18 protein-coding genes and 1 pseudogene are annotated in these 20,291 nt (G+C 65.6%); 8 read left to right on the top strand and 11 right to left on the bottom strand.

Going from position 1 to position 20,291, the window contains the following annotated elements; all coding sequences use genetic code 11:
• Window positions 1–18: 18 nt before the first annotated feature.
• Together AWC17_RS19480 and AWC17_RS19475 are read right to left on the bottom strand one after the other, a co-directional pair.
• The gene (locus tag AWC17_RS19480; protein ID WP_047323428.1) at window positions 19–321 is read right to left on the bottom strand and encodes a hypothetical protein; all 303 of its coding nucleotides are present in this window, start codon (window positions 319–321) and stop codon (window positions 19–21) included.
• A 25-nt stretch (window positions 322–346) separates the two neighbouring features.
• Window positions 347–1,474: an amidohydrolase family protein gene (locus AWC17_RS19475; RefSeq protein ID WP_047323427.1), complete on the bottom strand. Its 1,128-nt coding sequence runs from the start codon at window positions 1,472–1,474 to the stop codon at window positions 347–349.
• 473 nt (window positions 1,475–1,947) lie between these two features.
• On the opposite strand from AWC17_RS19475, the gene AWC17_RS19465 reads away from it, so the two are divergent.
• Both AWC17_RS19465 and AWC17_RS19460 read left to right on the top strand, forming a co-directional pair.
• Window positions 1,948–2,784: an SDR family oxidoreductase gene (locus AWC17_RS19465; protein WP_047323426.1), complete on the top strand. Its 837-nt coding sequence runs from the start codon at window positions 1,948–1,950 to the stop codon at window positions 2,782–2,784.
• Entirely contained in the window at window positions 2,784–3,722 is a 939-nt protein-coding gene (locus AWC17_RS19460; RefSeq protein ID WP_047323425.1) for an alpha/beta hydrolase, read from the top strand. The genes AWC17_RS19465 and AWC17_RS19460 overlap by 1 nt, the downstream gene beginning before the upstream one ends.
• Here AWC17_RS19460 and AWC17_RS19455 read toward each other — a convergent pair.
• The 3 genes from AWC17_RS19455 to AWC17_RS19445 are packed head-to-tail and all read right to left on the bottom strand — an operon-like array spanning window position 3,719 to window position 7,754.
• On the bottom strand, window positions 3,719–4,837 hold the full coding sequence (locus AWC17_RS19455) for an acyl-CoA dehydrogenase family protein (RefSeq protein WP_231614224.1): 1,119 nt from the start codon (window positions 4,835–4,837) through the stop codon (window positions 3,719–3,721). The two genes, AWC17_RS19460 and AWC17_RS19455, sit on opposite strands and share 4 nt — an antisense overlap.
• Before the next feature lie 30 nt (window positions 4,838–4,867).
• On the bottom strand, window positions 4,868–6,067 hold the full coding sequence (locus tag AWC17_RS19450) for an acyl-CoA dehydrogenase family protein (protein ID WP_047323423.1): 1,200 nt from the start codon (window positions 6,065–6,067) through the stop codon (window positions 4,868–4,870).
• A 16-nt stretch (window positions 6,068–6,083) separates the two neighbouring features.
• Window positions 6,084–7,754, bottom strand: coding sequence for a thiolase C-terminal domain-containing protein (locus AWC17_RS19445; protein ID WP_047323422.1), 1,671 nt, complete (start codon window positions 7,752–7,754; stop codon window positions 6,084–6,086).
• 153 nt (window positions 7,755–7,907) lie between these two features.
• On the opposite strand from AWC17_RS19445, the pseudogene AWC17_RS19440 reads away from it, so the two are divergent.
• Together AWC17_RS19440 and AWC17_RS19435 are read left to right on the top strand one after the other, a co-directional pair.
• A pseudogene (locus tag AWC17_RS19440) lies at window positions 7,908–8,600 on the top strand (SDR family NAD(P)-dependent oxidoreductase); the annotation flags it as partial.
• A gap of 15 nt (window positions 8,601–8,615) precedes the next feature.
• Window positions 8,616–9,410, top strand: coding sequence for an SDR family NAD(P)-dependent oxidoreductase (locus AWC17_RS19435; protein WP_047323421.1), 795 nt, complete (start codon window positions 8,616–8,618; stop codon window positions 9,408–9,410).
• 41 nt (window positions 9,411–9,451) lie between these two features.
• Here AWC17_RS19435 and AWC17_RS19430 read toward each other — a convergent pair whose 3' ends face one another.
• The gene (locus tag AWC17_RS19430; RefSeq protein WP_047323420.1) at window positions 9,452–10,618 is read right to left on the bottom strand and encodes an acyl-CoA dehydrogenase family protein; all 1,167 of its coding nucleotides are present in this window, start codon (window positions 10,616–10,618) and stop codon (window positions 9,452–9,454) included.
• Window positions 10,619–10,622: 4 nt separating this feature from the next.
• A complete protein-coding gene (locus AWC17_RS19425; RefSeq protein ID WP_085164962.1) occupies window positions 10,623–11,648 on the bottom strand; it encodes an acyl-CoA dehydrogenase family protein in 1,026 nt (341 codons plus the stop codon).
• A 221-nt stretch (window positions 11,649–11,869) separates the two neighbouring features.
• On the opposite strand from AWC17_RS19425, the gene AWC17_RS19420 reads away from it, so the two are divergent.
• The 4 genes from AWC17_RS19420 (at window position 11,870) to AWC17_RS19405 (ending at window position 16,380) form a co-directional block, all read left to right on the top strand.
• On the top strand, window positions 11,870–13,054 hold the full coding sequence (locus AWC17_RS19420) for an amidohydrolase family protein (RefSeq protein ID WP_047323418.1): 1,185 nt from the start codon (window positions 11,870–11,872) through the stop codon (window positions 13,052–13,054).
• A gap of 1 nt (window position 13,055) precedes the next feature.
• Window positions 13,056–14,300 carry a cytochrome P450 gene (locus AWC17_RS19415; RefSeq protein ID WP_047323417.1) on the top strand — a complete coding sequence of 415 codons (1,245 nt, stop codon included), beginning with the start codon at window positions 13,056–13,058 and terminating at the stop codon, window positions 14,298–14,300.
• Window positions 14,300–15,934 (top strand): class I adenylate-forming enzyme family protein, encoded by a 1,635-nt coding sequence (locus AWC17_RS19410; protein ID WP_047323416.1) that lies wholly within the window; start codon window positions 14,300–14,302, stop codon window positions 15,932–15,934. Before AWC17_RS19415 ends, AWC17_RS19410 begins: the two co-directional genes overlap by 1 nt.
• A 260-nt stretch (window positions 15,935–16,194) precedes the next feature.
• Window positions 16,195–16,380 carry a hypothetical protein gene (locus tag AWC17_RS19405; protein ID WP_047323415.1) on the top strand — a complete coding sequence of 62 codons (186 nt, stop codon included), beginning with the start codon at window positions 16,195–16,197 and terminating at the stop codon, window positions 16,378–16,380.
• 191 nt (window positions 16,381–16,571) lie between these two features.
• Here the strand turns inward: AWC17_RS19405 and AWC17_RS19400 are convergent, their stop codons facing one another.
• From AWC17_RS19400 to AWC17_RS19380, 4 genes are all read right to left on the bottom strand, one after another.
• Entirely contained in the window at window positions 16,572–17,084 is a 513-nt protein-coding gene (locus AWC17_RS19400; protein WP_047323414.1) for a Dps family protein, read from the bottom strand.
• Window positions 17,085–17,905: 821 nt separating this feature from the next.
• Complete coding sequence (locus tag AWC17_RS19390; protein ID WP_047323441.1) at window positions 17,906–18,415, bottom strand: MarR family winged helix-turn-helix transcriptional regulator; 510 nt, start codon at window positions 18,413–18,415, stop codon at window positions 17,906–17,908.
• 201 nt (window positions 18,416–18,616) lie between these two features.
• On the bottom strand, window positions 18,617–19,456 hold the full coding sequence (locus AWC17_RS19385; protein ID WP_047323413.1) for an enoyl-CoA hydratase: 840 nt from the start codon (window positions 19,454–19,456) through the stop codon (window positions 18,617–18,619).
• Window positions 19,453–20,286, bottom strand: coding sequence for an acyl-CoA thioesterase (locus tag AWC17_RS19380; protein ID WP_081235440.1), 834 nt, complete (start codon window positions 20,284–20,286; stop codon window positions 19,453–19,455). The genes AWC17_RS19385 and AWC17_RS19380 overlap by 4 nt, the downstream gene beginning before the upstream one ends.
• Window positions 20,287–20,291: the final 5 nt, after the last annotated feature.

Raw genomic sequence — 20,291 nt, 5'->3', positions numbered from 1 at the left:
GTAGAGGTTTGCGTCCCCTCAATCCGACGCCGGTAGGGCATTGGGTGCCTTGATGGTGAGCTGCCGTCCGTCTGCGCTGAGCACACCCGGTCCCGCCCTGGTGCACAAAACTTCTAGCCGGGTGTCGAAGTCGACATAGCGCTTGCCGAGCACGGTGTCGTTCTCAGTGGTTGACGCACCCCCGGTCCCTGGCGCCAGGTTCCCCGTCATCGGTTGACCACCGCACGACAGCTCGACCGGCGCCGCGGGAGATCGTACGACGATGACCTCCGTAACGCTCATCGCGCTGCGCAGTCGCTTTCCCTGTGTGAGTTCGGTCATCGATCGCCTTCCGCCGCGCGGATGTTCAGGACCAGAAGTTATACACCGTGCGGGCGTTGAGTTCGACGATCTTGCGCGCTTCCTCGTCGGGTACGTCGACCAGGTGTTCGGCGAGCAGCTTGCGGGTGTGTGGCCAGTTGGAATCCGAATGCGGGTAGTCGCTTTCGAACATGATGTTGTCCACACCGATGCGGTGACGCTGCTCGATCCCGGACCGGTCGGAGATGAAGCACCCGTAGATGTGCTCGCGAAACAACTCCGAGGGCAACTTGTCGGCGCGGATGTTGCACCAATACTTGTGCCGGCCGAACGAGTAGTCGATGCGCTCCAATAGGTAGGGCATCCATCCGATACCGCCCTCAGACAGCGCGACCTTGAGTTTGGGGAACTTGTAGAACACCTCCGACATCAGCAGGTCGACGGTGGCCATCATCGAATTCAATCCGAACAATGCGATGCCGATGAACAGGTCGCCGTCGGGGGCCAGCCCCTGCGGCATCCCACCGGAGCCGAAGTGCATGGACAGCGGGAGTTCCGCTTCCTCGCAGATGCGCAGCAGCGGATCCCAGTGGTCGGTGTGAAACGACGGCAGTCCGATCTTGTGCGGCGCCTCGATGAACGAGATGGATTTCGCGCCCTTAGCCGCGGTGCGCTCGACTTCGGCGACCGAGGCCTCGACATCCCAGAACGGAACCATCATCAGTGGGATCTGACGTTCCGGGGCGTAGCCGCACCATTCGTCGAGAATGAAGTCGTTGTAGGCGCTGATGCACAGTTTGGCGAAGTCCTTGTCCTTGGCCTTGTGAAATGTGCTGCCGGCGAATCCGCCGAAGTTGGGGAAACACAGCTGCGCCCACACGCCCTCGATGTCCATGTCCTTGATGCGGTCGGCGATTTCATGACATCCGGGCAACATGTCGTCGTAGCTGCGCGGGTCCATGCCGAAGTCGCGTGGGTGCTTGCCCGCAACGGCGTTGAGGGCAAAGTTGCCTGACTGGCTGCCCTCGTAGAGCCAGGTGTCGTTGCCGTCGGGCAGCTTGACGATGCGCGGAGCCACGTCGGCGTACTTGGCGGGGACGCGGTCCAGCCACACTCGGGGGTGCTCGATGACGTGGTCGTCGACGGAAATGATCTTGGCGTCGTCGGGCAGCATTAAGGACTCCTCATGGCACAGACGGATAAACAAGCTCGCAGTCAGTTGTAAGGCCGACTTCCCTCAGGGTAGAACGATAAGTTCATATTCTGCAATGTCCGTGTGCGATGTAGCGTTGCAACAAGCGCTGAAGTCAGTCCGCAAGTAGTCGCAATGCCTGCTTAGGGCAGGCAATCACCGCGTCAGTGACGGTGGACTCCCCCTCGGGGGCCGGTTCCGGAAACAGGATCTCGACGACGTCGTCATCGATGGTTCGAACTCTGCGGGCGCCGCTAGCACGCATAATTCATTGGCGTTACAGAGATCGGGCTCGACAGTCACCTTCACAAGTCGAGTAGACCATCACATTCTTTCCAGGATAACTAGGGTTTCCTCCATCGCATGTTTTAAGTTGCTTTTATGGCACACTACGGCTGTCTGCGGATTCGTCGGCCAGCGGGGCCGATGGTGATCCACCGATGGAGAGGAGCCGGATGACCGTGAACAACGTCCTGGTGATCACCGGGGGTGCGGGCGGCATGGGGCTGGCCTGCGCCCGCGCACTGGCCGATCGTGGCCGCCTGCTGCTCGTGGACATGCGCGAAGATCTACTCGACCAGGCGCGCAAGGCGCTGGCTGGGCACGGGGCCGACGTCGAGACGCTGCACTGCGACGTGACCTCCCCCGCCGATGTCGCCGCGGTCGCCGATCGGGTACGCGAGCTCGGGCGTCTGCGCTGCCTCGTGCACACCGCGGGTGTCTCACCGGAAATGGCCGGTGCGGCGACGGTGCTCGACGTGGACCTGGCCGGATCGGTCCGCATCACCGACGCCTTGCTCCCGTTGGTCAACCCGGGGAGCTCCGCGATCCTGATCGGATCGATCGCCGGATACAGCGACGTCCCCGCGGGCGTCGAGCCGTTGCTGGACGATCCGCTGGCCGAAGGGTTCTTCGCCACGATCGAACAGGCCATGGGCCAAGAGCTCGACAGTGCCACGGCCTACGTCCTGGCCAAACGCGGCGTGGTCCGGCTAGCAGAACGGCTGGCCACGCCGTGGGGCAAAAGGGGCGGCCGTACCGTCGCGATCTCACCCGGCCTGATCGACACACCGATGGGCAGGCTGGAACTAAATCGTCAGCAGATCATCCCGGTCATGATCGACGTGACCCCGGTCAAGCGCCCAGACCGACCGCTGCCCGGGCGTCCCGAGGACATCGCCGCCGCGGTGGCCTTTTTGGAGTCCGACGCCGCGGGGTTCATCTCCGGCTGCGACATCCGCGTCGACGGTGGCCTCGTAGGCGCGGGCAAGCACCTGATGGGTGTCGGTTAATGGCGACGATCAAAGCCACCTGGATCGACCCGGAGATAAACGAAAGTCTGGATGGATTCCCCGATTTCGACTTCTCCATCGACACGCTTCCGGCCATGCGCGCCGGATCGATGTTCGAGCCGCAGTCCGCGCCCGACATCGAGCGCCTCGAGCTGACCACCGAACACGATGGCGTCGCTCTGTCGCTGCTACGACCCGTCGAAGCCGCGGCCGAGCCGCCCGTCCTGTTCTGGATGCACGGCGGCGGGATGGTGATCGGCAACCGGCACATGGACGATGCTCGCCTGATCGAGTGGTGCCGCTGGTTGGGTTGCGTTTGCGTCAGCGTCGAATACCGGCTGGCACCCGAATCGCCTTACCCCACGCCGCTGGACGACTGCGAGTCCGGGCTGCGCTTCCTCTTTGAACACGCCCATGAGCTACAGGTCGACCCGCAGCAGGTCGGTATCGCCGGACGCAGTGCCGGCGGGGCACTGGCGGCGGGCCTGGCGCTACGGTGGCGCGATAATGAAAACGCCCACTTGGCATTTCAATACCTGGAATATCCGATGCTCGATGACCGCGGCCGCACCGCGTCGAGCCAGCTCGAAGGATTGCCGGTGTGGACCCGGGAATCCAACGCGTTCGGCTGGCGCAGCTATCTCGGCGACCGGTATCGCACCGAAGACGTGCCAGAAGATGCGGCGCCTGCGCGGGCGACCGAATTGAGAGGTCTGCCATCGACTTTCATCGCCGTCGGCACGGCAGACTGCCTGCGCGATGAGTCGATCGATTTCGCCGCCCGACTATCCCGGGCGGCGGTGCCCACCGAACTGCATGTCTACTCAGGCGCAGTGCATGGCTTCGACATGTTCGCCGACACCGCCGTGGCGCGAACCGCGGCACGCGACAGCGCGGACTGGTTGGCCCGCCAGTTCGGCCGGCGAACGGTTGTCTAGGCGGTAGCCGTTTCCAGCGCCGCCGCGAGTCGCTCGTGGTGCAGATATTGATCGCCGAACAGGACCTGGTTCGCTTTCGCCCGGCGGTGGTAGAGATGCAGGTCGTGTTCCCAGGTGAAGCCGATACCGCCGTGCACCTGGAGGGCTTCGCTGGTCAGAGCTGCGATCGCCGACGAGGTGTACGCCTTGGCGACGCTGGCGGCTTCCTCGGCATCGTCGGCATCGGCAGCCACGGCCATCGCGGCGTAGTAGGTCGCGGCCTTCGAGGCTTGTAGCCACATCCGCATCGTGGCGCACTTGTGTTTGACGGCCTGGAAGCTACCGATGGGGCGCCCGAACTGCACCCGCAGCTTTGCGTATTTAACGGTCATGTCCAGCACGGCCTCGCCGACGCCGATGTTGTCGGCGCTGATAAGCACAGCGCCGCAACGGTTCTGGTGTGCCAGCGCCGCTTCCGCAGCTTCGCCGGCGTGCAGCAGCGCCGATGGCGCCACCACCACATCGTCTAGGGCAACCTCGTCGAAGCGCCTGGTTATGTCGAGGGTCCGAAGGCGGCGCACCGCCAGTCCGGCGGCCCGCCGGTCGACGAGGAACTGCGCCAGGCGGCCCCCCAGGTGCGCGGCGACCAGGATCCAGCTAGCGCTATCGGCGTTTTGCACGACGGTTTTTATGCCCTGCAGTCGGAATCCGTCGGCGTGCTCGGTGGCCACCGTGCACACGCCGTCAGCGTCCCACGGCTGGCGCGACTCCGCGAAAGCCCACGCGGCGACGGCCTGCCCGCCTGCCAGCAGCGGCAATATCTCCGAACACAGGTCGTCGCGTCCGGATTGTGAGATCGCCACTGCCGCAAGGGTATTACCGATGAGCGGGCCCGGCTGCACCGTCCTGCCGTGTTCCTCGGCGATCAGCGCGACGTCCACCAGATCGCGCCCCAAACCGTCATATTGCTCGGCGATGAGTAAGCCGGCCCACCCCAGTTCCGCGCCCGACTGCCAAACGCGCTCGTCGTAGCCGCGCTCATCGGAATCGGCGAGTTCGCGCACGCGGTTGATCGGCGATTCGCGCGCCAGGAACTTGCGGCTGCTGTCCACGAGCATCCGTTGTTCATCACTCACGGCGAAATCCACGACTTACCTCCGAAGACATCAGGAACCGCGCGGTTCCTTGGGCAGTCCAAGCGAACGCTCGGCGATCATGTTGCGCAGGACTTCATTGGCGCCACCGGCGATCGTCAGAGCCCGCGAATAAAGGAATGCGTCCTGCCACCAACCGCCGGCGATCGCCTCGGGGTCATCTTCGGTGAGCAGCGCATCGGTGCCCTGCAGCCCGAGCCCGAACTCGGTGAGCGCGAGATTGGTCTCGCTGTAGAGCACCTTGGCCAAAGGAGCATCGCCGGGATCGGAATCGCCACTCAACGCGCGCGACAGGTTGTACTGGCCCAGCCGAACACTGACCCGCGCGGCCGCGTACAAGCGGCCGATGTCCTGGCGGACCGTATCGTTATCCAGCGCTGGGCCGGATCCGCGCCGTAGCGACCGTGCCATCGCCACCGCGTCGCGCACCGCACGCAACTGGATGATGCCCGCGGTGCCCACACTGGAGCGCTCCTCGACGAGGCTGGTGGTCGCGACCTTCCAGCCCTGGTCGACTTCGCCGAGCACGTTGTTCGCAGGTATCCGCACACCATCGAAGAAGACTTCGTTGAAGTCGCTGGTGCCGGTGATCTCGCGCAGCGGCCGCACGTCGACGCCCGGGCTGGTCATGTCCAGGACGAACGCGGTTATGCCGGCATGCTTGGGTACATCGGGATTTGTTCGGGCCAACAGGTAGCCGAGTTGGGCGTGCTGGCCGTTGGTGGTCCAGACCTTTTGACCGTCCACGATGAAGTCATCGCCGTCGCGACGCGCGCGCGTGGTCAGGCTCGCCAGGTCGCTGCCCGCGCTGGGTTCGCTGAATAGTTGGCACCAGATGTCTTCGCCGGTCCGGATCCGGGGCAGGTAGCGCCTCTGCTGGTCGGGGCGCCCGCAGTGGATGAGGGCCGCGGCGGCCAGCAGGCCGGCACCGATCGGCGTGGGTACCCGAGCCCGCGCCATCTCCTCGCCGACGACTGTCGCGCGCAGCGCGTCCTTGGTGCCGGCACCGCCCCATTCGACGGGCCAGTCAGCGCCCACGTACCCGGCCTCAAACAGCTGGGCGGTCCATGTCCGCAGGGCGGGAATGTCCTCGGCGTCGGGTGCGCGCACCCCGGCTCTACCCAGCGTGCGCACCGGCGGCCGGTGCTGCTCGAGGAAACCTCTGACCTCGGCGCGGAAGCTCTCGATCTCTGGATCCTGTTGCAGCTTCATCCGTCCGTCCTGCGCATCAGTGCTCCCGTCTCAGCAGCAGCGCTCCACCGGGCGTACCGCCGCCGGTAGTGACGACCGCAACCTGTGCGTTGGCGACCTGTCGCCCGGCGGCCTCGCCACGCAGTTGCGCGATGGCCTCGGCCAAGAAGCCGAAGCCGTGGGTCCGTCCGGCAGACAATTGACCCCCGTGGGTATTCAGCGGCAACTTCCCGTCCAGCGCGATCGTGGTTCCGCCGTCGAGAAAATCCGCGGCCTCGCCGACACCACAGAACCCGAGCGCCTCCAGCCACGAGACGGCGTTGAAGGTGAACCCGTCGTAGAGCTCGGCGACGTCGATATCGTCGGGCCGCAGGCTGGTTCTGGTCCACAGGTGTTTCGCGGGACCAAACACCTGCGGTTCGTGCGTGAGAGTGTCCTGGTCCCAAGAGATCCGGTCGAGCACCTGGGTTCCGACCGCTTCAACCAGCACCGGTGGTTTCGGCCGATCCGCCGCGGTGTCAATCGACGACACGACGACCGCGATCGCCCCGTCGCACGGCACGTCGCAGTCGTAGAGGCCGAACGGCGAGCTGATCATCCGTGCTGACAGATAGTCGTCCAGGGTGAGGGGATCGCGGTAGATCGCTGCCGGATTGCGCGACGCGTTCGCCCGCGCCGTCAGGGCGATGGGGGCCAGCGTCGAGGCGCGGTCGCCGCCGTAGCGCCAGAAGTAGTGCGACGCGTTGACCCCGATCCAGTTGGCTGCCGACATCGCGCCGAACGGTGCGCGCCACTCGAATATGCCCGATGCCCGCCCTTCCCTTGCCGCGGGCTGGGCGCGCCTGGCCAGGGCAGTATGGGTTGATTCCCAGACCGTTCGAAAGCACAACACGTGCCGACACAGCCCAGAGGCGACGGCGAGCATGGCCGACACGACGCTGCCGCTGGGTCCGGGAACTTCGGCCCCACCAGCGATCCAGGTGGGCCGGATGCGCAGAGCCTCCTCGACCGCCGTGACCCCGCCCTCCGACATCCCTCCGGCAAGCCCGCCCGGATAGGTGGCCAGACCGTCGATGTCTTCGAGCGTTAAGCCGGCGTCGGCCACGGCGTGCAGGCACGCCGTAACGGTCAATGACACCGGATCGACCATGAGGCGACGCCCGATCGTCGAGCTCCCGACCCCCGTGAGCGCCACCTTGTCTTCGAACTTGCGGGTGGACAACATGGGCCGCACATCGCGAGTCAGATCCCGGGGGCCTGGAACCGGCCCGACCTCGGCGGCCTCGGAATCCGGTTCGAACAGCGGAATCCAGATATCGTCGTGCTGCTCGAACACCACCTTGACCTGCAGCCCGACAGCGACGCGCTCGGGTTCGCAGCCAACGATGTTGGTGGTCAGTCGGGCCGAAAGGTCTTCGGCGATGGCGACGACCGCGACGACGTAGGGCGGCGGGAAGCGTCGCAGCCACTGCTGATGATTCACGGTGAAACCGGCGACGGTCGCACGTCCCGATACCGCGGTCATCGCCACCTCGCAGCTGCGGCAGTGCGGGCAGATCGGCTGGGGCGGGTGCTGGTAGCGGCCGCACGCCTGGCATTGAGCGATCCGCAGGCGCCCGTCGGCTCCACTCGTCCAGAACGGCTCGGAGCTGATGGTCGGTTGCGGCAGCGGCCGCGCCACCGGCTCGGCGGGGCCGGGCTCTGTCATCACACCTCCGGTCACAACCGACGAACAACCAACACGCACCGTAACAGATTACGAATATATGCCTAGCCGAATTAATAGAGCATGGATCTACTTATGTGTACTGTGATGTCCTCGTAGGAGGACAGCACGTCGTGACAGCGGATTGAGGTTGGCGTGAAGGTCAAGGACAGCGGCGCGGTGGTCGTCGGGGGCGCCTCGGGCATGGGCCGGGCGACCGCCGAACGGCTGGCCGAGCGGGGTGCTCGAGTCGCCGTGCTGGACCTGCCGTCGTCGGACGGAGCCGCGGTGGCCAGCGAACTTGGCGCTGGCGCGTCGTTTCACCCGTGCGACGTCACCGACACCGACGGCGTGGAGACTGCGCTAGGGGCGGTCATCGAAGGCCTGGGGGCCCTGCACATCGCGATCAACACCGCAGGTGGCGGGGTGTCGGCGCGCACGCTGTCCAAGAGCGGACCGCACCCCCTGGACGCCTTCCGTTCGGTGATCGAGCTGAACCTGATCGCCACCTTCAACCTGAACCGGTTACAGGCCTGGCACATGAGTCGCAACGAGCCCGACGACGAGGAACGCGGCGTCATCGTCAACACTTCCTCGATTGCGGCGTTCGAAGGGCAGATCGGCCAGGTCGCCTACAGCGCCGCGAAGGCCGCGATCGCGGGCATGACTTTGACCATGGCGCGTGATCTCGGCAGCCTCGGCATCCGGGTCACCGCCGTCGCGCCGAGCCTGTTCGCCACCGGGATCACGTCGCGAATTCCGGAGAAAATGGCTGGTGAGCTGACCCGCGACGCGGCCTTCCCCCGTCGGATGGGCCGGCCCGACGAATACGCCGCCCTGGCGCTGTCGTAGTAGGCGACGATCGTGGATCTTGGATTCGGCGATGCCACCGCGGTGATCGCGGGGGGCACCCGCGGCATCGGGCTGGCGACGGCGGTATGCCTGGCCGAACAGGGCGCGCGGATCGGCGTCATCGGCAGGGACGACGCCCGGCTGAAGGAAACCGCCGCGACATTGGCGGACGCCGGCAGTCCGGAGGTGCTGCCGTTGACCGCGGATCTCAGTTCGACGTCTGATGTCGAGGCCATCTTCGACATGGTTGGCGTGCGCTGGGGTGCGCTCAACGTGCTGGTCAATGCGGCCGGTCCGACCGGCGCCGGTCGCTTCGAGGACCTGGGCGACGCGGCGTGGACGGCGGCGTTCGACCAGGGCGTCTTGTCCACGGTCCGGTGTGTGCGTGCGGCCTTACCGCTGCTGCGAGCCGCAGAGTGGGCCCGGGTGGTCAACGTGACGGCGATGTCGGTGCAGCACCAGTCGGCGGGGTTGGTGAGCTACACCGCGGCCAAGAGCGCGCTCCTCAGCGTGACGAAGAACCTCGCCCGCAGTCTGGCCAGCGATGCCATCTTGGTCAACGCCGTCGCCCCGGGTCCGATCCTCACCGATTGGGCGCGACCGGTGCTCGCCTCCGCCGGCATCGCGACGAATGATCCCGTGGGCGCCTTCGGACTGCTGGGGCGCGGCCACGGCATGTCGGTGGATTTGGGTCGGCTCGGGCTGCCTCACGAGGTCGCCGCCGTCATCGCGTTCTGTGCCTCACCAGACAACACGTTTATGACGGGCGCCCACCTCAATGTCGACGGTGGCAGCGACTTCCTTTGAGCGCGTTGCCTTCTCGGCGTATCGTCCGCGGGGGAGGCCCGTCAGCGCCGTGGACGGCTACGCGGAAACCCGAGGCGGTTCTCCACGATGAGGCTGCGCAGCACCTCGCTGGACCCGCCGTAGATCGTCGACGCGACGGCGCTGCGATAGTGCGCGTCCAGGGCGCCGTCCACAGCGCATTCCGGGTCGGTCCAGTCGATCATGCCCGCGGCCCCCGCTATGTCGACCGCCGCGGCCGATGCGCGCACGTAGCTTTCCGGCCCGAACAACGCCGATACCGGACCTGGCTTTTCGCCCTCGGCGTCGAGGAAGGCCACCCGCAGGTCCAGCAGGTCGGCCACCTGAGCTTCCATCGCCATGCGGGCCAGGCGCTCGCGGACCAGGACATCGTTGATCAGTTGAGCGCCGTCGGGACCGCGGTGCGTGCGGGCGAATTCCAGTGCATCATCGGCGACCCACGCCGTGCGCGAACCGGGGGCGACATTCTGCTCGGCCTCGAGCGCGGCCCGCATCACCGCGAAGCCTTCGTGCGCCTCACCTACTCGGTTCGCATCGGCGACTCGCACATCGTTGTAGAACACGATATTGGTGCGCTCGTGACCCATCGTGTGCACCGCCTGGATCTCGATACCGGGTGTGTCCAGCGGTACCAGCAGCATCGTCAGGCCACGCGGTCCCACCGATCCGCGTTGCGAGCGGGTAAGTAGAAAGCAGTAGTCGGCAAGATGGGCGAACGTCGTGAATATCTTCTGCCCGTTGACGATCCACTCATCCCCATCGAGCTGCGATCGGGTCGCGCAGGCGAACACATCCGAGCCCCCTGCGGGCTCGGTGTACCCCAGACAAATCAGAACCTCACCGGCGGCGACACCAGGCAGGACCCTGGCTTTGAGCTCCTCCGAACCGGTGGCGCGGATGGCGTTGGCCGGCAGCATCGTCGTACCAGGGCCCGCGGTCGGCACGCCACCCTTGCGCAATGCGTTCCACAGCGCGGCCACCTCGAACGGATCCAGCCCGGCACCACCTTCGGCGATCGGCCACCCCGCGGCAATCCAGCCGCGCTCCCCCAGCTTGCGGGTCAGCGCGCGATCAACGCCGTCGCCGGTGCGGCGCTCGCGCTCGATCACCTCGCGGGTGACATGCTCGGCGACGAATGCCTCTGCCTCGCGGCGGATTCGGGTCCAGTTCTCAGGTTCGCTGAAGTCCATCGAGTCACCAACCTCCGGTCGTCACGGGGCCGAACCGCCGGTCGGCGACAGTGAGGAGCTCGCGCAGCGGATCGGCGAACGCGGCCGCCCACGCTTTGGCCCTGCGGTAATACAGCTGAATGTCGTACTCCTCCATAAACCCGTATCCGCCGTGCACGTGCAGGCTGTGCGTCGTCGCGTGATAAGCCGTCTCGGCCGCGAACACGAACGCCATCGCCGCCAGCGCGCCGACGTCCTCCTTCGCGGAATCCATTGCCCAACAGGCCTTACGGACCAGCAACTGGGCACCATCCAGGCCGGCAACCGCGTCGGCGAACGGATGCGCGACCGCCTGGTACATTCCGATCGGCTGGCCGAATGCCTCGCGCACGATCGCATACCGGGAGCCGATCCCGACGGCCTCGGAGGCCAACCCGACCAGCGCGGATGCGCGTAGCACGCGTACTTCGTCGATCGCGATGTCGAAGATCGCGCGCGCCTCGCTGCCCTGGGCGAGGATCGTGGTTGCACCCGGGTCGCCCCAGCGGGACAGCGATAGTCCGCCGAGGTTGCGGTGTCCAGTTTTGGAGAAGCCTTCCGGGCGACTTATGTAGACCAGGGAGTCTCCGTCGAGCGCCAGCACGGCGTCCGCGATTGCGCCGTCGACCAAACACTGCTGCGTCACCTGGCCGGGCTGCGTGGCCAGTGACACGATGACAGATCCGCTGAGGACCGGCCCCAGCAATTCCTTCTCACGCAGCCGACCCAACGCCCGGGCCGCGGCGGCGGTCTCGGCGACCGGGATCGGGGCGAGGCGTCGACCGGCTTCCTCGGCAACCAGGGCCAATTCGAGGAGTCCGCCGCCCCCGCCCCCACAGTCCGAGGGGACCCCGATACCCAATGCGCCGATCTCGGCGTAGTGCCGCCAGAGCAGTCCGTCGAAGCCAGTGGCCTCCGCCCGCCGCACCCTCTCTGGGGTGGCCTGTTTTACGAACAAGGCCGCGAACGCGTCGCGGACCGCGCGCTGCTCCCGCGTGAGCGACAGATCCACCGATACCTCCTCCCGATCGCAAAGTCCTCGACAACGGCAACACGCGAGCGCCGCCACAGAAGGCACGTTACCCGCAAAACAGATGGGTGCACGACGAAAAAGTAAACGTATATCCTCTTTTTACGCACTCGATGATAGAGTCAATCGCACATCTGATTGTCGCAATGTTGAGTAGTGGCCGTTCTACACCGCAGGTACGGCTAGGCACGAGGAGGATTTCAATGACGTCGCGATTGGGCTATCCGGTCTTCGATGGTGATAACCACATGTACGAGACACGCGATGCGCTCACCAAGTTCCTGCCGCCCGAGTACCACGGCGCGATCCGGTACGTCGAAGTAGACGGGCGCACCAAGATCGCCACCCTGGGGCAGATCAGCGACTACATTCCCAACCCGACTTTCGACAAGGTCGCCGCCCCTGGAGCCCAGGAGGACTACTTCCACAACGGCAACCCTGAAGGAAAGTCGCACCGCGAGATTCTGGGGAAAGCGATCGAGTCGACCCCGGCGTTCCGTGAGCCGGGGCCCCGCTTGGCATTGCTGGACGAACAGGGCATCGACAAATCGATGATGTACCCGACACTGGCGAGCCTGGTGGAGGAACGTTTCCGAGAGCACCCCGAGGCGACTCACACGATCATTCACGCTCTGAACCAGTGGCTGCACGAGACCTGGCAGTTCGACTACAAGGGCCGCATTTTCACCACGCCGATCATCACCTTGCCCATCGTGGACAAGGCCATCGAAGAACTGAACTGGGTGGTCGAGCGCGGTGCGCGCGCCATCCTCATCCGGCCGGCGCCGGTACCCGGGCTACACGGCCCGCGGTCATTCGCCCTCCCCGAGTTCGATCCGTTCTGGAAGCGGGTCGTCGAGACCGGCGTGCTGGTCATCATGCATGCGTCGGACAGCGGGTATTCCCGTTACGCCAACGACTGGGAGGGCTCGGGTGAGTTCCGGCCGTTCCAGCCGTCACCGTTCCGCTCCTACTACAGCCTGGCCCGCAACCCGGCCGAGGACGCGGTGGCGGCGCTGGCCTGCCACGGGCTGCTGACGCGGTTTCCCGAACTTCGGATTGGCATGGTGGAGAACGGGACCACCTGGTTGCCGCGACTGCTGGAGAACCTCAGGGACACCCGCAAGAAGATGCCTCAGCTCTACAGCGAGGATCCGGTCGAGGCCATCCAACGCTGCATTTACTTCAATCCCTTCTGGGAGGAGAACGTCGCTGAGCTCGCGAAGTTGGTGCCGATCGATCACCTGTTCTTCGGCTCGGACTACCCGCATCCCGAGGGCTTGGCCGACCCGCTGAGCTACCCCGAACGTCACCCGGAGCTGGACGACGCCGAGATCGCCATGGTGATGGGCGGCACCCTGTCGAACATGATGCGGATAGACGCCTGAGATGTCGACTGACCACGGTGCGGGATCGGCCACCAAACCACGCGAGGATGGCTCCCCCATGGAGTTCGACCCGTACTCCGACAGCTTCTTCGACGACCCCTACGACACCTATCGCTGGATGCGCGACGAGGCGCCGGTGTACTACAGCGAGCGGTGGGATTTCTATGCCCTGACCCGGAATGAGGATGTCGTTGCCGCCCACCGCGACTGGGAGACATTCAGCAGCGCCTACGGCGTCACCCTGGACGCACTGTCGATGCGCCACAGGTTCGACGAACTCAAGATGTTGATCCTCATGGATCCCCCCGAACACGAACTGCTCCGCAAGCTGGTCCGCCAGGTCTTCACCAAGGCGGCGATCGCCAACCTGGAGCCGCTAGTGACCGACGTCGTCACCTCCTACGCCGACGCCCTCAGTGGCAGAGACGATTTCGACATCGTGGCCGACTTCGCGGCGCTGTTCCCGGTTGAAATCATCTCCTCAATGCTCGGCGTCCCCCCGGGAGAGCGCCAGCAGATCCGGCATTGGACCGACGGGTTCCTGCACCGTGAGCCGAACAACCCCTTCGCTACCGAAAGCGGCGTCGCCGACTCGATGGCGATGAACGCTTACTTCCTGGCCCTGTCCAAGGAGAAGCGCCGCCAGCCCGACGACCTGATCATTAGCAGGCTGGTGGACGCGACCTACGAGGACGAGACCGGGGTGACGCACCGGCTCACCGACGAGGACATCGCCACGTTCGCGGTGCTGATCGCGGCGGCGGGCAGCGAAACAGTCACCAAGCTAATTGGCAACGGCACCATGGCTTTTCACCACAATCCCGATCAGTGGGAGTTGGTGCTCGCCGATCCCGGCCTAGTCCCCGGCGCGATCGAGGAGATGCTGCGACTCAACCCGCCCTCGCAGTATCAGGGCCGGTTCGCCACCCGTGATGTGGTACTCGACGGCGGCACCATCCCCGCCGGATCTCCGACGCTGCTTGTTACCGGGGCTGCGACCCGCGACCCGCGGGCCTATGACCAGCCCGACGCGTTCGACATCAGGCGGGGCGGCTCCACCACCCTGGCTTTCGGATATGGCGCGCACAGCTGTCTGGGCTCTTGGTTGGCGCGGCTCGAGACTCGGGTGGCCTTGCACGCGATCCGCGAGCGCTGGCCGCGGTTCACCGTGGATACCGAAGGGTTGCGGCGGGTGACAATGTCCAACGTAGCCGGCTACTCCCATATCCCGGTGCACGTCGCCTGATGGCCGCGGCGCAGACCGCCTCGGATGCATTCCTTGGGCTGCCGGGCAGTGTCCCCGAGTTGCTGTCACGGCGGCGCGCCGAGCCTGCTGGCGAGTTCCTGGTCACCGACTCCGAGCGGCTCAGTTTCGCTGAGGCCGACGCGCAGTCCAGGGCACTCGCCGATGCGCTGTTGGCATCGGGCGTGGGCAAGGGAACCCGCGTCGGCATCCTGTTCCCCAACTGCGCCCAGTGGCTCATCGCATGGTTGGCCGCGGCGCGCATCGGCGCGCTCACCGTCCCGTTGTCGACCTTTGCACCGGGCGCCGAACTCGCTCGGCTGTTGCGCCACACCGACACTCAGGTGCTATTGATGGGCCGGTCGATCGCCGGCCACGATCTGGTTGCCCGAGTAGCCGATGCACTACCGGGCGTGGCCGACGGCAACGCGGCGATCGCTCTAGCCGCGGTCCCGTACCTGCGCCGAGTGCACGTCTGGCCCGACTGCGACCGGGAGTGGACAACGCCGTGGCCCGGCAACAAGGGGCCCGTCGCGACCCTGACAGGCTCGGCCGAGCAGGAGGTCGAACCCGCCGACGAGCTCGTGCTGGTGACGACGTCGGGTACCACGGCGCTGCCGAAATCCGTCGTACACACCCATGGCAGCCTGGTGCGCCACGCGGCCATCCTGGCCCGCCACCGCGGCATCACCGCTGCCGACCGCATCTACTCCCCAATGCCGTTCTTCTGGGTGGGCGGACTGACCATGGTGGTGTTGCAGGCACTGTCCACCGGAGCCGCGATCCTGGCTCAAGACGTGTTCGACGCAGGCGCCACGCTTGCCCTGCTGGAACGGGACCGAGCCACCTTCATCTCCTGCTGGGCACAAGCCAGCCAGGCCATGGCCGACCACCCCGATTTCGCCAAGCGCGACCTGTCCACCGTCCGGGGCGGCACCATGCTGCAGGCGCTCCCGCCCGACCGTCGACCCAGCGAACCCGAGCTGGCCCCAAACCTGCTCGGCATGACCGAGACCGGCGGCCCGCACACCATGGTCGAGGTGCCCGACACCCCGCTTCCCCCGGAACGGCGCGGTTCCTTCGGAATCCCGTTGCCCGGGGTTGTGCAGCACCGGATCGTTGATACCGCGGGTCTTCCGGTGCCGCAGAGTCAGGAGGGCCAGATCCAGGTGCGCGGCCAGATCCTGATGAACGCGATCTACAAACAGGAACGCCACGAGGTGTTCACCGCCGACGGCTGGTATGACACCGGGGACCGCGGCTGGTTCGACGACGCCGGGCATCTGCACTTCACCGGCCGCGCCAGCGCCCTGATCAAAACGGCCGGGTCCAATGTCTCACCGGCAGAGGTCGAATCGGTTCTGGACGCCATGCCCGGCGTGCTGCACAGCTTCGTCGTCGCCCTGCCCCACCCCGTCCGCGGCGAGGTCGTCGGAGCCGCCGTCGTGCCCGCGCACGGCGCCCAGTTGTCCACCGACGCCGTTGCCACCCACGCCGGCGCCAACCTCTCCAGGTTCAAGGTGCCGACAGTGATCGCGATCCTTGCCGAGAGCGAGGTACCGATGCTCCCTACCGGCAAGCTCGATCGCCATGGGCTGATTAGGCTGTTGACGACGGACCAACTTCGTCGTGCCTAAGAAGGCAAAACCGTGGATTTCGCAGCCTTCCGTCCGACGGATGACGAGCGAATGCAGCTTCTTGCAGCGCAGAACGAATGCACCGTCTCCTGGCTCAACAGCGACGGTTGGCCAGTGTCGGCATTCCTAACCTATGTGTTTGAGCGCGATGCGTTCTGGGTGACGTCCTTCCGCGACCGTCCCGGAATCGACTGCCTAATAGGCGACCCCCGAAGCACGGTCGCAGTTTCCAGCGCAGTAAACCGCTTGGCCATGGCCGGATGGTCAGTGCCCGGACGTTGGAAGTCGTGCGCGATGACGTGTCCACAACCGAATGGTTCTACCCGCAGTTCTGCAAAATGGCCGGCCTAGACGCCGCGGTGTTGGCCCGGCAGGACCGCGTCGTTATCGAGCTTCGTCCGCAGGCGTGGAACAGCTTTGACAGCAAGCGAATGCTCCGCCGATAGTCAGCTCCGAAGGAGCAATCTGCCCGGCCCGCCGCAATCAGGGCGTCGTCGAGGGGCAGTGGGACATTCGGTTTGACGGCTTGGTCGGGAAGCGCTGAGAATCGTCGGCGATCCGATCGGCGTACTTGCGCCGCAGGCGCTGACTCGTTCAGCAGACCACGCGGAGCCGGCGGGCGGTCGTGCTTGCCGGGTTAAATCTTGCGGTTCTCGGACTTGATCATCCAAGCGAGCTTCTCCAGCGAGTCGATGATCTCGTGGAGCAGATCGCTCGTGCTGGGGTCGTCGGCGTCGACGGCGTCGTGCACGTCACGGATGGTATCGACCGTTGCGTACGTCTGTGTGGTCACCAGATCGACGACGTCGCCGGTGTTTATCTCGTTGCTCGGGAACTGCGGCAGGCTCGTCGTGGCTGCGACCGTGTCGGACCGGCCGTCGGGAACGGCATCGAGGGCACGCATCCGTTCGGCAACGGTGTCGCTGGCCTCGCGGGCGGCGTCAACGAGCTCATCGAGCTGCAGGTGCAGGTCGCGAAAGTTGGAGCCGATGACGTTCCAGTGTGCTTGCTTGCCCTGCAGGTGCAGCTCAACGAGGTCGACCAGCACGCGCTGCAGATTGACGGCCAGTTGTGGGGACGCCGTGAAATTCCGGATGTCGTCAGCGAAACGACGGTTGTCACGCCGATGGGTTATGGGGGCGGCGGTCATGGGTCTGGCACCCTTCCTAGTAATTTGCTTGCGCGAGCAATCATATGCTTGCCGGCGCCAACAAACAAGTGCCGATGGCAGAGGTCAATTGGTGGCGTCGCCCACAGGCGACAATGTGCGACGCTGAGAAGATCGGCCGCAACGACCCTGCTGGTCGGTCCTCGCGGCCTGCAATCACAAGCTGGACACAGAATTGAATGCTGCGCGGCAGCAATGCGTTAGAGCGGAGTGCCGAGGGCGCGGCACGTCCAGCTTCTAGTGACAGGCCCAGCGACTACCCGAACCCTGGCCTTGGCGTGGGAAGCCTGCGTGCCGGCTCCTGCAACACGGTCGGCGTCGAATTCGCCCATCATGGCCAGGGGGCCGCGGGGAGAGCCCCGATCACCCTGCGTTCCTGAGCGGTCAGCGGCGGCACCGCCCTGCTGTGTGTCACGTCGACAGACCTACCGCTTGCTTGTACGCGCAAGCAATCATATGCTTGCTGGCGCAAGCAAGCCAGTCAGTCTGCGCAACGATGCGGCGTCCGTTCGTCTCAAACGAAAGAAGATGACATGACAAGTCAGCACCGCCGAGCGATCACGAAAATAGTGGTCAGCGCAGCAATCGCTCTCGGCTCCGTTGTTGGGGCGTCCCCCGCCAACGCCGACCCGAACGCGATCGGCGGCACCGACCCCAACCCGTTTGGCGGCCTCAGCTGTAGTTGCCAGAAGACAGCCCCACCCGGCGGCAGCCCATCTCGGCGGGCGGAAGGAATAGAGCCGGGAATCCGGGCGGGTCTCTCTGCCCGATTGCCGGGACTACCGCCACCGACCCCAGCCCGTTCAGCCCGTGATGTATCGCCCTACCGGGGTGTCTGGTGATGGTTGATCGGGAACTATATGGGGGTCTCCACTAGCGGCGGCCGCGATGCTTTCGAATGCATCGCCGATGGCACTGAGGTCGACACCGTCGAGGTGATCGAATAGGTGGCGACGCAGGCTGACCACGTGGGTGGGGACGGCTTGCTCCAATCGGGTGAGCCCTTCATCAGTGAGCACGGCGTTGTAAGCGCGGGCGTCCTGAGATGACTGCTCACGGCGGACCAACCCATCGGCCGCCATCCGCCCGATGGTGCGGCTAATCGCGCTCAGCGACTGCTGGCAGCGCCGAGCCAGTTCGCTGAGCCCGAGCGTACGGTCGGGAGCCTCGGACAAGAACATCAACGCGACGAATTCCGCGTGCGACATGCGATGTTCGTGCTGCAAGTCAGCATCGAGTTGCCGCATCATGGTCACAAAACCCGGGTGTAAGGCGCGAATCACCTTGGATTCACCCGCGCTAAGCGAGGTCACCCCTTCGAGCTTTGTCCTTCGCGCTCTCTTGCTGCCCGGCTTCCCTGCCATGAGTCTCAACATACGTAGTATCTGTTCGCGCGAGCAAGTAAAGCATCGGTTCGCGTCGAGGGCTTGCCGCCGACGTTACCGCCCGCTGACTCCCGCGGCGACCGCGTGGCCTACTCACCGTGGCCAATTCCTGACTCCGACCCAGCCTTTTCACCGGGCGCGGCCCGCGGCTTTCATCCGTTCCAGGTCGGCCATCACGACCGTCTGGCCGTTCGTCGCGGCCAGCGCCCGGGTGTGGCCGAGATGATGCATGTCGAAACATGAGGCGATCGCCGTCGAGAAGCCCATGGTGTCCAGGGTCTGATTGACCGCCCGCTTGGCCATTCGCAGGGCCCACGGATCGGTCTGAGCGACGCGATGAGCGAGATCCATTGTGGCGGAACGTAAGTCGTCCAGCGGTACGACATGGTTGACCATCCCGCAGCGCAGCGCCTCTTCGGCCGACACCGAACCCGCGGTGAACAGCATCTCCTTGGCCTTGCGGGGACCGAGTTCCCAAGTGTGAGCATGGTATTCGACGCCCATGATGCCCAGCAGACCGACCGGGTCGGAGAACTGCGCGTTGTCCGCGGCGACGATGAGATCGCACGGCCAGCACAGCATCAGCCCGGCCGCGATGCACTTGCCCTGCACCGCGGCGATGGACGGCTTGGGGATGTCGCGCCAGCGCTTCGCGTATTCGAGGTAACCGCGGGTCTCCCAGTCGTAGTAGGTGTCGGCGAGCAGCTTGCCGTCGGTGCGCTGCGGGCTCAGGCTGCGTCCGTCGGCCGAAGGATCGGTGCCCGACATGTCGTGCCCGGCCGAGAAATGCTTACCGGTGGTTTGGAAGACGATGACCCGGACCTCGGGGTCCTCGTCGGCGCGACGCCAGGCCTCGTCGAGGTCCTTGAGGATGCCCGGGGTTTGGGCGTTGGCGGCGTCGGGGCGGTCCAGGGTGATGACCGCGACCCGATCGTCGAAGTCGTAGCGGACGAAGTGTTGAGCTGTCATGGCTGCATTCCTTTCGGTGGGGTCCTTATGACGCTTTCCTGCGCGAAGGACGCCACGTGTGATCCGGACTGGGTGTACACGTCGCCGGTGCCGAAGCCGCGGCCACCGATCAATCGCACGCCGTGGATCTGCACCCGCAGCCACTGCGCGACGTCGAACGGCTGGTGAAACCACACCGAATGCGTCACGACACCGGTTTGGACGCTGACGTGGGCGTCGCGCTGGCTGACCCCGGGCACCGCCTGGAGCAGGGTGCCGATCAGCGGCCAGTCCGAGATGTAGGCGATGACGGGTTGGGCAAGCGCGGTATCGGTGAAGTCCGGGCAGCGCATCCAGAACGCCAGGTCCGCGGCCACCGCGTCCTCAACATCCAGACCGTCGCCGATCAAGCGGGCTTCGCCCGGGATCACGGCAAAGTCAATGGGTTTGGCGGCCATCGGATCACCGGCCGCGGCGGCGCTGTACTGATAGTTGTACCCTTGCTCAGTTGGGTCGGCGCGGTCGACGAGGATCGACGCGGTCGCGACCACCCGCCGGCCGGCCTCCTCGCCCTGCCACGCCACCGCGCGCCGATGGCCCAGTGACCGACCGTCGTGGGTTTGCTCGAGGTCCAGGTACAACGGGTCGGCAGCGCGTCCGGCGCGCGGGAACGCGATCTGCAGTGACTTCACCGCTTTGGCAGATCCCGGTGGTGCGGCGGCAACGATGAGCTGGGCCATGATTTGTCCGCCGAAGATCCGCTCTGCGCTCGGATCCGGCACCGGCAACACGGTGCGGCCCTTGATGTCGTCGCCGAGGGTGAGCATGGCGCGAAATTGATCGAGATTCATCCCAG

This window comes from Mycobacterium nebraskense, from assembly GCF_002102255.1.
GTDB lineage: Bacteria > Actinomycetota > Actinomycetes > Mycobacteriales > Mycobacteriaceae > Mycobacterium > Mycobacterium nebraskense.
This window is presented reverse-complemented; position numbering and strand designations above follow the sequence as displayed.

Coding starts and splice junctions, on each gene's coding strand:
- AWC17_RS19420 (WP_047323418.1), top strand. CDS start 11,870: ATGACGTCGCGATTGGGCTATCCGGTCTTCGATGGTGATAACCACATG.
- AWC17_RS19445 (WP_047323422.1), bottom strand. CDS start 7,754: ATGACAGAGCCCGGCCCCGCCGAGCCGGTGGCGCGGCCGCTGCCGCAA.
- AWC17_RS19415 (WP_047323417.1), top strand. CDS start 13,056: ATGTCGACTGACCACGGTGCGGGATCGGCCACCAAACCACGCGAGGAT.
- AWC17_RS19400 (WP_047323414.1), bottom strand. CDS start 17,084: ATGACCGCCGCCCCCATAACCCATCGGCGTGACAACCGTCGTTTCGCT.
- AWC17_RS19460 (WP_047323425.1), top strand. CDS start 2,784: ATGGCGACGATCAAAGCCACCTGGATCGACCCGGAGATAAACGAAAGT.
- AWC17_RS19385 (WP_047323413.1), bottom strand. CDS start 19,456: ATGACAGCTCAACACTTCGTCCGCTACGACTTCGACGATCGGGTCGCG.
- AWC17_RS19465 (WP_047323426.1), top strand. CDS start 1,948: ATGACCGTGAACAACGTCCTGGTGATCACCGGGGGTGCGGGCGGCATG.
- AWC17_RS19475 (WP_047323427.1), bottom strand. CDS start 1,474: ATGCTGCCCGACGACGCCAAGATCATTTCCGTCGACGACCACGTCATC.
- AWC17_RS19405 (WP_047323415.1), top strand. CDS start 16,195: ATGGTCAGTGCCCGGACGTTGGAAGTCGTGCGCGATGACGTGTCCACA.
- AWC17_RS19450 (WP_047323423.1), bottom strand. CDS start 6,067: ATGAAGCTGCAACAGGATCCAGAGATCGAGAGCTTCCGCGCCGAGGTC.
- AWC17_RS19480 (WP_047323428.1), bottom strand. CDS start 321: ATGACCGAACTCACACAGGGAAAGCGACTGCGCAGCGCGATGAGCGTT.
- AWC17_RS19410 (WP_047323416.1), top strand. CDS start 14,300: ATGGCCGCGGCGCAGACCGCCTCGGATGCATTCCTTGGGCTGCCGGGC.
- AWC17_RS19430 (WP_047323420.1), bottom strand. CDS start 10,618: ATGGACTTCAGCGAACCTGAGAACTGGACCCGAATCCGCCGCGAGGCA.
- AWC17_RS19380 (WP_081235440.1), bottom strand. CDS start 20,286: ATGAATCTCGATCAATTTCGCGCCATGCTCACCCTCGGCGACGACATC.